Here is a 13,498-nt window from a genome sequence, read left to right as displayed (position 1 = left end):
TGTTACTTAATTACTATTTATTTAAGTAGAACAAGGAAGATATAGCTAATTTAAGTTAAAGGAAAAGTAGCTAAAACGAGACACCTATTGGAAATTGTGAGAACAATTCTATAATTGCAGTGAGCTTCACTAATTTATCATTAGCGACTGGATTTTATCGGATTTTAAGCTAAAGACTTGCTATTTTTTTTAATTAAACCATAAGTTTTATTTAGTGTGGATTTTTGAACTAAATAATAGTCAGAAATAAAATGCTTTATGAGGGGGGATTTAATTACCGAAAGATAAAACTCTCGGTAATTAAATCGGCTACTTTAAGCATGCCTTAGGCTGAGAATAATTTTTTTACCAAAAAGCGTTATAATTAAGCCAAACATAATTAAAATAAGCCCGGCGATTTGTATGCCATTAATATGTTCATCAAGGAATAAAGCACTACTGCTTAAACCAAATACAGGAACGAGCAAAGAGAATGGCGCAACTCGCCACGCTTCATAGCGGCCAAGTAAGATCCCCCATAGCCCATAGCCAACAAAAGTAGATAAATAAGCAAGATATAAAATAACGCCAAATATGGACCAATTAAAACCAGTAAGTCCGTCTACGATGGCATCTTCCCCTTCTAAAACCCAAGAACTTATTAAGAATGGAATAATAGGGATTAGCGCGCTCCAACTTACTAAGGACAAGGCACTGCATTTTTCAGCCCCTTTATGTTGCATAATGATCCTATTAGTAATGTTACCGCAAGCCCAAGAAAGCCCCGCGATCAGTGTAAAGGCTAGCCCAAGTAGCGGTATATCATCTAATCCACCAGCGGTTGCCCCATTGGCTAATATGGTTAACCCTATTATGGCAATAAACATGCCGATGAAGTGAGTCGGTTGCAATGATTCTTTTAAAATTATTGCGCCAAGTAATAGGGTAAAGAAAGCTTGGGATTGCAATATGACAGAGGTTATACCCGCAGGCATACCCACTCTAATCGCGCAAAATAAGAAGGCAAATTGACCGAAGCTGATGGTAAGTCCATAGAGAAGTAATAATTTGAGCGGAATTTTGGGGCGCTTAAAAATAAAAATAGCAGGGAAGGCCACAAACATGAAGCGTAATGCACCTAATAATAACGGCGGAAGTGCGGTAACGCCGAGTTTAATGATAACGAAGTTAACACCCCAAATAACCACCACACAAAGGGCGAGTAAGATGTCTCTGAGACTCATGCTATTTTCTCGATTAACTTGCCAGATTAAACATCTACTTTACATGTGTATAATTTTGAGTGCGATGGTTATGATGCTTAATAATAAAAAACGGTATAAAAATGTTGAATTTTATGGTTGATTTGCGCTTATTTGTTATTTTTCGTGGCTTGAGTCAGCGCTAACGAAGGTTTATAATGTATTCACACATCACACGTATTCAGGACGACCTGAATAAACGTCATTCAAATATGGGGACGGCCCCGAGTAATTAACGGGAGTAACCCAAGTGGCTTGGATCATTCTTTTATTTGCAGGCTTATTAGAAGTAGTATGGGCTGTAGGGTTAAAATACACTCATGGTTTCACGCGTTTAACACCCAGTATTATTACCATTATTGCGATTATCGCCAGTATGGGGTTATTAGCTTACGCCATGCGTGACCTACCAGTAGGAACTGCCTATGCAATTTGGACGGGTATAGGTGCTGTTGGTACTGCAATTGTTGGGATTATTTTCCTGGGTGAATCAGCGAATATGTTCCGTTTATTAAGCCTAGCTTTGATTATTACGGGTTTAATTGGCTTAAAAGTGTCGAGTTAACTATTTAAAACAAGCGGGTAGTTTTCATCTTACCCGCTTTATTATTGTTATATATTGCTTGGGCATAAATAAAACTATCCCTTTTGTTTGCCGACATAACGGGATGGCCAAATTTCCTCTGCTGGTACCCCCAGAAACTCCGCAATAATTCTCTCCCCTTTAGGCCAGCGCCTTGAAAGTGCATTATTCAATGTGGATGAATTTAACCCTGCTGAACGTGATATTTGTGAAAGAGAAGACCCTTTTTTCTTTATTGCTGCAATAATATCAGCCGAGTGCCAATCTTGTTTCATATGATCTCCAATAGTTAATATATAAATATAATTTAAATTATTTTAATGAGCTTTAACTCAATAGAGATATAAAGATATAAAAATAACTCTTAATTTTAAATACCTTTAAATTTTGGTCTTTGAATATTTACTTTTATGTGTTAAAGATATTTATTCAACGTTTTTATTATCTTTATTTTTATTTAAATAACTACAAGGTGATTTTTATGGATATAGAAAACAGGAAGATAGAAAAAATAAGTGCTAGAGTAAAATTAGATCTTTACAACTATTTTGATTGGAATGATATTGATATCCATTATACGGTTATTAATGTTGATGAAAGGAATATATATACATTATCTAGTGATTATGAATGGCAATTAATTTATTGGCACCATGATATGGATTTATCATTAAAAGAACGGTTATTTTCTGGGGTTCAATATTGGTGTAATTATTCCGATGCATATCAGAAAATTTTAACCAAATTAGATAAAGGTAATAAAAAAATAGACATTTGTAATAGATACAATAACTTATTTGAGATATTTTCACTTAATGCGAATCATAAAGTCCCATATGAACATTTACTTACATTGTATCAATGGCGTTCAATAGTTTCTGAATATGCATATAAACAATGGTCTGAAAATAAAACGGTTGCATTACCATTACGCCAAAAAATTGAATTAGATGAACCTGAACCTATTATTTGTAGGGGGAAGGAAACTCCTAATTTTATACGTTTTGGTCAGTTATCATTTTCAAACAAAGAAGCATTAACCATCCGTTTGTTGCTTTCCCATCGAAATATAAAGGAAATTAGCCGTATTCAAGGCTGTTCGGAGGACGAAGAATATAGAAGGCTTAATAATATTAAGAAAAAATTAAATTGTGAAATGGTATCTCAAAAGGAATGTTTTTCGGTAATGAAAGAACACGGGATTACATTAGCAAGTTTAGAAAAATTAATGCCTATTAATTAATTTAACTATTTGTTTTATATAGGGATGTAAAATTATTTTATGAAATGGAAATTACGTTTTGGCGCTGTAGCAGGGCATACCTTAGAATTTTATGATGTTGCAATTTTTGCAGCGATTTCATCATATTTAAGTGCAGAATTAACTCGCCTAGGTTATCAGCAAGCAACGGAAATGGTGTGGGGGATTTTTGCTTTACGTTTTCTTATACGGCCATTAGGAGGGTATGTGATTGGCCGTTATGCAGATAAAGTCGGTAAAAAACCGGCAATGATTTTGGTAAGTACCCTTACAGGTAGCGCTACATTGTGTATGGCATTTCTGCCAATTGAATTCTTAGGGGCATATACGCCTTTAGTCATCTTATTTCTTCAAATGTTGTTATCTTTTAGTTATGCGGGTGAAAGCCCATCACTGTCTACCTATTTATATAAAGATTCTAAACCCCAAGAACGAGGTAGAATTTCGGCGTTGTTAACCGGAAGTGCGGTTGTTGGTGTTATTGGCTCGTTAGGGGTCGTGTTAATTCTCGAAAATATATTAGACCCTGAAACCATGCAAAGGGTGGGGTGGAGGATACCACTACTATTAGGTCTAGGTAATATACTGATCTGTTTTTGGTTTCGCTATCGTTTACCAGACCAACCCATTGAGTATGATGGGGGGAAAAAAATAGATTGGCTTAAGGCATTTAATATTTTACTGATTGTTATTCCTGGCTCGGTTATTTTTTATACCTTAAATTTTTCATCTTCATTTTTACTTAAGGAGTTAGAATTAGAAGAATTTAAAAGTATATATTCAATGATATCATCAACTTTATTATTAGTTTTAATGGCAATAATTGGTTGGTTAACCGATAAATACAGTTACTCTGAACAGGTGTTTAACTTAGGGGTAAAGCTAGCTGCCATATTATCAATTCCTATTTATTACCTAATGTCGACTAAGGTTTTATCATTAATACTTATCTCCCAATCGTCAATTATTATTGTTTCAGCGATGGTTTTATGCAATTGGAATTATGCGATGACAAAACCAGCCAATGGACAAGTTACCACTTTAAGCATGGGATATAACCTTTCATCGACGATCATAGGCGGGTTAACGCCATTAATTATCAATTACTTAGTTATCATTGATGTTTCCTTGGTTGGTGTTTTTGTTTCGTTGAGTTCATTAACTCTATTTGCTTCATTGTTATTGAGTAAAAAAAAATTGTTAGCTATTTAAATTTAAAGGGGGATGTATGAATATAGAAAATAAACACCTAGAGCTCTCTTGTTCGGGTTTTGGTGATAAGTTTTTAAAGTATTTCGATTGGAATGATTTAGATGTTACTTACAGTAGAGTGGATGTAAGAAATAACGAGGTAAAAGTTATTTCAAGTCACTATGAGTGGGTTTTAATATTTTGGGATGATGATCTAGATAAAAAAGTAAAGGAACGATTAACCCCCGGTATTCAATATTGGAATAATTACTCTTCCGCATTTCAAGAAACATTATCTAAAACTGATAAGAAAGAAATGAAAGTTGATTTTTGCACTCAATATGGTGGTATATATGAAATTACATCAATAAATTCAAGGAAAAAATTTTCATGTAATGAATTATTAGAACTCTATAAATTAAGGGCTGTTATTTCTGATTATTCCCAACATATCTGGAAAGATAATGAAAATATTATTTTACCGCTTAGGGCAGACATAAGCTTACCTCAACAAATTGAAGATAATAATAGGGATATTTTAGATGCTCACCATTATATGCGATTTGGTAATATTCGTTTTACTCGTAAAGAAATGACAACGATTCGTTTATTATTATCACATTGCCGAGTAAAGGAAATTAGTTATATTCAAGGTTGTTCAGAGGCGACAGAAAATAAACGTATTCAACGTATTAAAGAAAAATTAGGTTGCTCTTATACTTCACCTGGTGGTTTATTTCAGGCATTAAAAGAAAATGGTATTACCCTTGCGTGTTTGGAGTCTCTGGTGAGTTACCCTTAAATATATAGGATGTTTTTCTATAAGGGAATAAATTAATAGAAAAGGGATAAACAATGAAATGGAAATTCAGGTTTGGTGTGGTTGCTGGTAATGCTTTGGAATACTATGATATTGCAGTTTTTGCTGCAATATCTACTTATTTAAGTATGGAATTAACTAAACTAGGTTATTCCCAAGCGACAGAAATGGTATGGGGTATCTTTGCATTGCGTTTTATAATCCGCCCATTTGGGGGATATGTTATTGGCCGGTATGCTGATACAGTAGGGAAAAAATCCGCTTTGATATTAACAAGCCTGATAACAGGCACGGCAACATTAATGATGGCACTGTTACCCATTGAATTGTTAGGAAACTATACACCATTAGTAATATTAATTTTGCAATTAGCACTTTCTTTCAGTTTCGCTGGGGAATATCCTTCTTTAATCACTTATTTATTTAACGATTTAGATAGGAATATTCAATCCAGAGTTTCATCAATTATTGTTGGTAGTTCTTTATGTGGCGTAATAGCATCATTAGCTATCGTTTGGGTGTTAAAGAACACATTTTCTGAAGAAATGATGCAATCAATTGGCTGGAGAATCCCATTGTTAATTGGTTTAGTTAATATTTTAATTAGTTTTTGGTTTAGAGCTAAATTACCTGATTACAAAAATGAATTAAACAGAAAAATAGTGTTCAGTTGGCACCACATTTTTGGGGTTTTCTTATTTACTATCCCTGGAACTGTCACTTTTTACTCTCAAAATTTATCAACTTCATTAATTATTGAACAATTAAAGATAGATGAGATAAAAAATTTTTATGAAATATTCTCATCCGGTCTATTGTTAATTTTTATACTGATATGTGGTTGGTTAACCGATAAATATAGTTCAGCTAAATCTGTTTTTAATATGGGAGTTACTGGGATGGTATTGCTTTCAGTACCACTCTATTTTTCCTTGCAGCTAGATAATTTACTTCTAGTCTTTTTCGCTCAGGTCGTTATGTCCACATATTCAGCGATGATATTGTGTAATTTATCAGCCGTAGTGATGGATAAATCTAATGGGCAGACAACAATACTAGGCGTTGGGTATAATAGCGCTTCTGCCTCTATCGGGGGGGTAACTCCTCTAGTTGTCGGTTATTTAGGTCACTTTAACTTAGGTTATGTTGGGCTATTTATTGCGGTTTGTGGGCTTTCATATTTTATTACGGTTTGGCTTCCAAAGCCTAAGCTGATTTAGGCTTTATTATTTTTGCTAGTCCCTCTATGGGGGCTAGCAATATTAATTTACAGACTAGAGTATCCAAGCTCTTCTAGCTCCTACTGTCGTACTTTTATGGTGTTCAGTGTGACTAAGGCACAGGGCATCAATACCTGCACTAGTTCGTGAATACCATGCACCTCCACGCATTAGGGCTCGCTTACCGTAGTTGCGTAGATAAATTTGGTCATCTGTTAGTTTCGCTAGCATAGATCGTAAACTGACCGTCGGTCAATATAATTAATAATCATTTGCATTTAAATGATGAGGTGTAATGAGCCTATAAAAAAGGGAGTTAAGTAATAGTTTGATATCTAAATAAAAATAGATAATGTAAGAGAAGGAAAAATATGAGAAATGCAGCGAGGTATCACTGCATGGATGGCTAAATTATTTTAGAAGTTGGCTAAAGCGCTGGTAGAGGATTTGGCCTAAATTATGTTGATTGTATTCGGTGCTAGTCGATAAATTATCAACCGCAGCATGCATCGAATGGTAAATCATTGTCGACATCAATTCTTTAGGCAACTCTGGCCATGCTTTGTTTTGTTCGCCAAAAGCTAAAATAGTTTTAATCTGCTCAACGGCACGGGTTTCATGATCATTGCTGCGGCCGTGGTATTCGTCATGAAATAACATGTCGTGAATATTTTGTTTTTCGACATAGTATTTGACGCTATTTTCGCACCATGCTTTTAATTTTTCACAGGCGCTTGTTTGGCTATCTAAAGCCGTTTGAATATGGCCTAAATACCAGTCCATATAGCGTGTGCGCAGGGCTTCCATGATATCATTTTTAGATTGAAAATAATGATAAAAGGTCCCTTTTGCTACATCAGCTGATAAAACAATTTCGCTGACGGTGGTACTCACAAACCCTTTAGAAAGAAACAGTTTTTCCGCTGCATTCATTAGGTCATCTAGCCTTTCTTCCGCAGGTTTTGTTCTTGGTTTTTTAGGGGGTAATGTCATAGGGTTTGTCTCTTAATATCTTGTGCTAAAAGCAAATCTGATAGGGGTATCATAGCACTTAATATTGATATGCTAAAACTTAGCTCGCTGATAGCTTCGCTATTTTAACTATCTTTTTGGTGCTTCTATAAAAAGATAAAATAAATACAATCAATAAAACATACATTATCGCACCAATCATCCATATCCAGCCATCCCAACTTGCCAGTGTTTGACCAAAAATAAAGCTAAATAATAATGGGCCGATCACCCCCGTCGTATTGGTTAAGCTGACTAGAACGCCTTGTAGCTTACCTTGGTTAGTTTGATTGACTTGAGCTGACATTAACCCCTGTAAGGCTGGTAGCGCAATACTGCCGCCGGCGAGTAAGATTAATGTAGGGTAAATCATCCAACCCTTTGTCAATAATGACAAAATAATGAATGCTGCTCCATCAACAACAAAGCCCACAATAATCGTCACTTTTTCATTGAATTTCTTGGCGATTGCGCCCGCTACAAATGCTTGGAACAAGGCATGCATGATGCCTAACCCCGCTAAAGATAGGCCGACCTCCATACTGCCCCATTGAAAACGATGTTCCGTAAATAACACCCATGTCGTTGCTGGAATTTGCCCTATCATTTGAGTCATAAAAAAGATAAATAACAATAGTATGACTGGCTTGATCACTTGCAGGAAAGGTCGCGAATTTTCTGCTGTTTCTGTGGTGTTTTTTTCAGTATTTTTGATTTTATTATCTTTAAATATCAACATAATAACTAAAAAAGAGAGCGCATTTAAAATGGCAGCAATAATAAAAGGAAGATGAGCTGAGAATTGCCCTGTAAAGCCGCCAATTGCAGGGCCAGCGATTAACCCGATACCAAAAGCCGCCCCTAAGCGTCCAAACCACTTAGTACGCTCTTGTGAAGCAGTATTGTCAGCAATAACAGAAGCGGCGACCGCACCTGTTGCGCCAGTCACTCCAGAAATTAATCGCCCAACGTATAGCATCCAAAGTGAGCTAGATAATGCAAGCAAAGTGTAATCCACAGCAGCGCCTGCAAGGGATAGTAGTAATATTGGTCGGCGCCCGAATTTATCAGACCATTTGCCAAGTAGAGGAGCAAAAAAAACCTGCATGATGGCATACAGTGCCAGCAGGATACCGTAATGATTTGCTAAATTTTCAGCCGACACGTATTCACGTAACAATGTAGGCAATACAGGCATGATCAAGCCGATCCCCATAGCATCTAGGGCGGTGATTGTTAAAGCGGTGATCGCAAATTTATTCATCGTTTTTTCTCTATCATTGATAGAGTTGGAATATATCCCTATCAGTGATAGAGTGTCAATAGAAAAAAAGAGAGGGCAGTATGGCGCGATTAGATAAAGAAACCATCATCACAGTGGCATTAGAGTTGCTAAATGAAGTGGGAATGGAAGGGCTGACAACGCGAAAACTAGCTCAAAAACTGGGCGTAGAGCAGCCTACACTATATTGGCATGTGAAGAACAAGCGCACATTGTTGGATGCATTATCTGTTGAAATGCTAAAGCGCAATCATCGCCATTCATTACCCGCAGTTGGGGAAACGTGGCAACAATTTTTACGTAATAATGCATTGAGCTTTCGTGATGCATTATTAAGTTACCGTGATGGCGCAAAAGTGCATTTAGGGACTCGCCCGAGTTCAGACCAATATGACACAGTAGAAATGCAGTTGCAGTTTATGGTGGACAATGGTTTTTCATTGAAATGTGGGTTATATGCCATAAGCGCGGTTGGTCATTTTACGTTAGGTTCTGTGTTAGAGCAGCAAGAACATATCGCAGCACTTAATGATAGGCAACAAATAGCAGATGATACGATGCCTCGACTATTAAAAGATGCTTTGCAAATTATGGATCAAGATGATGGCACAGAGGCTTTTTTATTTGGTTTAGAAGCATTGATTAATGGTTTCGAAAAGCAGTGATAAGGTGTCTGTGTTTTTAGGCTCGCACAATAGGGGGGGATTTGTGCGAGTGATGGATTTATTTAGAACATTGTTTTTCAATTTGGCGTTTTTGTTCTACCAATTTTTTAGCTGTTGCCATCGCGAGTTGTTCATCGGCTTGCATTTTTGCCGTAAAAGAATTGAGGTCATTTCCTACTATATCTTTTAACAGCTTATATTCGCGTGGAGCCACACATTTACATTTTTTCTCTACGGCTGCTTTTCTTTTCGCACGTTTTTTATTTACGGAAGACTGGGGTTCACCAGGCGTTGGTAAGTAACTGTAAGTATTAGACTTTATGCAATCATTATACAACTCTGTTTCGGTTGGCATTTGGTTGGAAGATTCTTTTTTAACAGAAAAGGAATCAGCCTGTGCGGGTAATACGAATGCACTCGAAATTAATAGTGCAACAAATAGAGTTTTAAATTCCATTTAAATTTCTCCTAACATAAAAATAAAGAATGTGTGAATGCTATCCTTTATTCTTAGAGGGGTATGATTAATACATTGATATTTGATAATTAATGACTTTTCTAAAAGGTATTATTGATCATAGCAAGTAAGGTTTTGATTTAACTTCAGGTTATTCTGAATGTTTTTTAGCTTGGGAATTATGCAGTTTAAGGTGGCTAAAAGGGTGTATTGGCGTAAAAATAGAAGGTTTTATTGTTTATAAGCGATGGATGAATATATTCATCGATGATTTAAAAATGCCACTATTTAAATAAAAAATACCCCATTACTCAATAGCTAATGGGGTATGTATATTTTGTTAGGTTCGCAATTACAGAGTGAAAACACCGATAACTGCGATCACACTAATGATCGCTGAGCCGCCATAGAAAACCCATTTAGTTGCAGGGACATGGATTTTAAAATCGTGCAGTGTATGGTGAATACGGTGCATACCACACCATACTGGCAGAATAATCATCAGTAATAAGAAAACGCGGCCGATAAAGCTTTGGCAAAATGCCATAATGCGTTCATAGCTAAGCATTTCTGGTGCGACACCCAGTGGAATTAAAATCCCTAACAGGATGATAATTGCGGGGCCAATTACAGCACTCCACATACCACCAGCACCAAATAACCCCCAGAAAATCGGCTCATCGGAACGTTTAGGCGTTAGATTCATCAGATTCTCCTTCGATTAAAATAACAATGCGATAGCTAAAATTGCCGCAGTGACGACAATCGTGACAGCCCAAAAGCCTTTAACGATAGGCTCATCAGACATTTTCTTATCTTTAACAATAATACTGACAGCTTTAGGTGCAAGGTTGAACCACGTTGTGGTATGTAGCAGCGTTGCAGCTAACGTAATGATGTTAATAATAAGAATAATTGGGTTACTTAAAAAACCAACAAAGCCAGCCCAAGACTCAGGACCGCTTTTAAGCGCAAACACCCCATACAGAACTAAAATACTGAACCAGACCTGAAGAACGGAGGTGCTTTCACGCATGATGTAAAAGCGGTAAAAACCGAGCTTTTGCCACCAGTCGCCCTTCATTTCTCTGACATAGGGTTTACGTTTCGTAGTCATGACTTCAATTCTCCTTATCGTGGCTTCAGCATGGCGATAACAAAGTCTTGCGCACTGGCAACTTTACCTTGCTGGATAGCGCCTGCAGGGTCGACATGCTTAGGACAGACTTCAGAGCAGTAGCCTACAAACGTACAGCTCCAGACACCGTTGTCACCATTTAACAAGGTCATGCGCTCTTTCGCACCATGGTCTCGGTTATCTAAATTGTAGCGCTCTGCCAATGTGATCGCGGCTGGTCCGATGAACTCTGGGTTCAGTCCAAATTGTGGGCAAGCTGCATAGCACAGACCACAGTTGATACAACCTGAGAACTGATGGTATTTAGCCATCTGTGCAGGCGTTTGTTTATTTGGGCCTTCAGATGGTTTGCGATCATTCCCAATAATATAGGGTTTGATTGCTTCTAAACGCTCAATAAAGTGAGTCATATCAACAACAAGGTCACGCTCGATTGGGAAGTTACCTAACGGCTCAACTTTCATACCTTGTGGGTATTCACGCAGGAAGGTTTTACAAGCCAGTTTAGGGACTTTATCTACCATCATGCCACAAGAACCACAGATAGCCATACGACAAGACCAACGATAAGACAGGTCTGGAGCAAGGTTATCTTTGATATAGCCTAACGCATCTAACAAAGAAGTTTGCTCATCGTAAGGGACATCATACGTCACCAAATGGGGTTCACTATCCGTTTCCGGATTGTAACGCATGATCTCCATTTTTAGGTGTTTCATATCATCCATTAGCTTGCTCCTTCTTCGCCTTATCTTGAGCTTCAGCTTCGGCACCGTAAACACGTTTAGCTGGCTGAGATTTCGTGATTTTCACATCACTGTATTCTAAACGAGGGGAGCCCTCAGGGTTATAGAATGCCAAAGTATGTTTAAGGAAATTCACATCATCACGCTCAGTACAGCCTTCATCTAAACGTTGGTGTGCACCACGTGATTCTTTACGGTTGATTGCAGAGTGAGCCATACATTCCGCCACATCAAGGCCAAAGCCTAATTCAATGGTGTACAGTAGGTCAGTATTAAAGACGCTGCTATGGTCGGTAATTTCGACATTTTTGAAGCGTTCTTTCAGTTCAGCAATCTTATCAACCGTTTTTTGCATTAATTCAGGAGTACGGTAGATACCGCAGCCTTCTTCCATCGAAATTCCCATTTCATCACGGATTTTCGACCAGCTCTCTTTCCCTTTTTGGTTCATGAGCTTGCTGAGGTCAGCTTCGATATCACGAGTACGGGCTTCGATAGCATTTGCATTGGCTGGCGTTGCCTCAGCAGCATGGCGGGCAGCTTGTTCACCGGCTAAGCGACCAAATACTACTAGCTCAGCGAGTGAGTTAGAGCCTAAACGGTTTGCGCCGTGTAAGCCGACAGACGAACATTCACCCACTGCAAACAGGCCTTTAATACGGGTTTCAGTATTTTGATCTGTTTCGATACCACCCATGGTGTAGTGAGCCGTTGGGCGAACAGGAATAGGGTCTGTGACTGGGTCAACACCCACGTAGGCTTTCGCCAATTCACAAATAAATGGTAAACGCTCATGCAGTTTTTCTGCACCAAGGTGGCGAAGATCCAGATACACAACATCACCACGGTGTGTGCTAATGGTGCGACCTGCACGCCATTCGTGCCAGAAGGCTTGAGAAACTTTGTCACGAGGGCCCAGTTCCATATATTTATTTTCAGGCTTGCCGAGCGGTGTTTCTGGCCCCATTCCATAATCTTGCAAGTAACGGTAGCCATCTTTATTAACAAGGATACCACCTTCACCACGGCAACCTTCGGTCATTAAGATACCTGAACCTGGCAGACCCGTTGGGTGATATTGCACGAATTCCATGTCTCGTAGTGGAACCCCATGGCGAAATGCCATCCCCATACCATCGCCTGTTACGATACCACCGTTGGTATTGTAACGATAAACACGACCAGCCCCACCTGTTGCCATAACGATAGAGTTCGCACGGATTTGAACTTTGGTGCCTTCCATCATGTTAAGTGCAACAAGGCCACGAGCTTGACCTTCATCGACAATGATATCTAGAACAAAATGCTCGTCAAAACGTTGAATTTGCGGATATTTTAATGATGTCTGGAATAACGTATGGAGCATGTGGAAGCCGGTTTTATCGGCAGCAAACCATGTACGTTCAATTTTCATCCCACCAAAGCGGCGGACGTTAACTGAACCATCTGGTTTACGGCTCCACGGGCAACCCCATAGTTCTAGTTGGGTCATTTCTGTAGGGCAATGTTCGACGAAATAATCGACGACATCTTGCTCACACAGCCAGTCCCCACCAGCAACAGTATCATTAAAATGATAGTCATAGGAGTCATGAGCCTGAGTAACTGCAGCTGATCCCCCCTCTGCGGCCACTGTGTGGCTACGCATTGGGTATACTTTTGAGACCAGAGCAATCTTGATATTGGGATTTGCTTCAGCGGCAGCAATTGCTGCACGTAAGCCTGCGCCCCCGGCCCCGATAATCGCTAAATCGGCATTGAAGGTTTGCACTGCGCTTCTCCATTGTTCAAGTGTAAATTGATAAATTCTTTTAAATACTTTTGATAATTAGCTATGTCATTTGTCATTTAACTTTGGGCTAAACGACAAAATATCTGTTTTT

16 protein-coding genes are annotated in these 13,498 nt (G+C 38.3%); 6 read left to right on the top strand and 10 right to left on the bottom strand.

Features of this window, described 5'->3' with window-relative positions:
• Positions 1-314: 314 nt before the first annotated feature.
• Positions 315-1,223, bottom strand: a complete 909-nt coding sequence (locus ABE954_RS18960; protein ID WP_042846373.1) for an EamA family transporter — start codon at positions 1,221-1,223, stop codon at positions 315-317.
• A 268-nt stretch (positions 1,224-1,491) separates the two neighbouring features.
• On the opposite strand from ABE954_RS18960, the gene sugE reads away from it, so the two are divergent.
• A complete protein-coding gene (gene sugE, locus ABE954_RS18955) occupies positions 1,492-1,806 on the top strand; it encodes a quaternary ammonium compound efflux SMR transporter SugE (protein WP_125890504.1) in 315 nt (104 codons plus the stop codon).
• A gap of 74 nt (positions 1,807-1,880) precedes the next feature.
• Here the strand turns inward: sugE and ABE954_RS18950 are convergent, their stop codons facing one another.
• Positions 1,881-2,099 carry a helix-turn-helix transcriptional regulator gene (locus ABE954_RS18950; RefSeq protein WP_166686601.1) on the bottom strand — a complete coding sequence of 73 codons (219 nt, stop codon included), beginning with the start codon at positions 2,097-2,099 and terminating at the stop codon, positions 1,881-1,883.
• Positions 2,100-2,305: 206 nt separating this feature from the next.
• On the opposite strand from ABE954_RS18950, the gene ABE954_RS18945 reads away from it, so the two are divergent.
• From ABE954_RS18945 to ABE954_RS18930, 4 genes are read left to right on the top strand one after another with little or no spacing between them, the layout of a single operon-like run.
• Entirely contained in the window at positions 2,306-3,067 is a 762-nt protein-coding gene (locus ABE954_RS18945) for a hypothetical protein (RefSeq protein ID WP_166686602.1), read from the top strand.
• A 39-nt stretch (positions 3,068-3,106) separates the two neighbouring features.
• Positions 3,107-4,297 carry an MFS transporter gene (locus tag ABE954_RS18940; protein ID WP_166696488.1) on the top strand — a complete coding sequence of 397 codons (1,191 nt, stop codon included), beginning with the start codon at positions 3,107-3,109 and terminating at the stop codon, positions 4,295-4,297.
• A 16-nt stretch (positions 4,298-4,313) separates the two neighbouring features.
• On the top strand, positions 4,314-5,078 hold the full coding sequence (locus ABE954_RS18935) for a hypothetical protein (protein ID WP_166686604.1): 765 nt from the start codon (positions 4,314-4,316) through the stop codon (positions 5,076-5,078).
• Between the two features lie 53 nt (positions 5,079-5,131).
• Positions 5,132-6,316: an MFS transporter gene (locus ABE954_RS18930; RefSeq protein ID WP_166686605.1), complete on the top strand. Its 1,185-nt coding sequence runs from the start codon at positions 5,132-5,134 to the stop codon at positions 6,314-6,316.
• A 54-nt stretch (positions 6,317-6,370) separates the two neighbouring features.
• On the opposite strand, the gene ABE954_RS18925 is transcribed toward ABE954_RS18930, so the two are convergent.
• From ABE954_RS18925 to tet(59), 3 genes are all read right to left on the bottom strand, one after another.
• Entirely contained in the window at positions 6,371-6,547 is a 177-nt protein-coding gene (locus tag ABE954_RS18925; protein ID WP_166686606.1) for a hypothetical protein, read from the bottom strand.
• Between the two features lie 180 nt (positions 6,548-6,727).
• The gene (locus tag ABE954_RS18920) at positions 6,728-7,309 is read right to left on the bottom strand and encodes a TetR/AcrR family transcriptional regulator (protein ID WP_129466456.1); all 582 of its coding nucleotides are present in this window, start codon (positions 7,307-7,309) and stop codon (positions 6,728-6,730) included.
• A 79-nt stretch (positions 7,310-7,388) separates the two neighbouring features.
• Positions 7,389-8,591, bottom strand: a complete 1,203-nt coding sequence (tet(59), locus tag ABE954_RS18915) for a tetracycline efflux MFS transporter Tet(59) (protein ID WP_226693168.1) — start codon at positions 8,589-8,591, stop codon at positions 7,389-7,391.
• An 80-nt stretch (positions 8,592-8,671) separates the two neighbouring features.
• Between tet(59) and tetR the strand changes: the two genes are divergently transcribed.
• On the top strand, positions 8,672-9,274 hold the full coding sequence (tetR, locus tag ABE954_RS18910; protein WP_000113092.1) for a tetracycline resistance transcriptional repressor TetR: 603 nt from the start codon (positions 8,672-8,674) through the stop codon (positions 9,272-9,274).
• 58 nt (positions 9,275-9,332) lie between these two features.
• On the opposite strand, the gene ABE954_RS18905 is transcribed toward tetR, so the two are convergent.
• The 5 genes from ABE954_RS18905 to frdA all read right to left on the bottom strand — a co-directional run bounded on the left by ABE954_RS18905 (position 9,333) and on the right by frdA (position 13,386).
• Positions 9,333-9,731, bottom strand: a complete 399-nt coding sequence (locus ABE954_RS18905; protein ID WP_042846363.1) for a hypothetical protein — start codon at positions 9,729-9,731, stop codon at positions 9,333-9,335.
• A 352-nt stretch (positions 9,732-10,083) separates the two neighbouring features.
• Positions 10,084-10,437, bottom strand: a complete 354-nt coding sequence (frdD, locus tag ABE954_RS18900) for a fumarate reductase subunit FrdD (protein ID WP_042846361.1) — start codon at positions 10,435-10,437, stop codon at positions 10,084-10,086.
• A 15-nt stretch (positions 10,438-10,452) separates the two neighbouring features.
• Positions 10,453-10,848, bottom strand: a complete 396-nt coding sequence (frdC, locus tag ABE954_RS18895; RefSeq protein ID WP_042846360.1) for a fumarate reductase subunit FrdC — start codon at positions 10,846-10,848, stop codon at positions 10,453-10,455.
• A gap of 14 nt (positions 10,849-10,862) precedes the next feature.
• Positions 10,863-11,597 (bottom strand): succinate dehydrogenase/fumarate reductase iron-sulfur subunit, encoded by a 735-nt coding sequence (locus ABE954_RS18890; protein WP_004258616.1) that lies wholly within the window; start codon positions 11,595-11,597, stop codon positions 10,863-10,865.
• Positions 11,590-13,386, bottom strand: coding sequence for a fumarate reductase (quinol) flavoprotein subunit (gene frdA / locus ABE954_RS18885; protein ID WP_129466454.1), 1,797 nt, complete (start codon positions 13,384-13,386; stop codon positions 11,590-11,592). The genes ABE954_RS18890 and frdA overlap by 8 nt, the downstream gene beginning before the upstream one ends.
• Positions 13,387-13,498: the final 112 nt, after the last annotated feature.

It is taken from the genome of Providencia sp. TYF-12 (assembly GCF_041344805.1).
GTDB lineage: Bacteria > Pseudomonadota > Gammaproteobacteria > Enterobacterales > Enterobacteriaceae > Providencia > Providencia huashanensis.
This window is presented reverse-complemented; position numbering and strand designations above follow the sequence as displayed.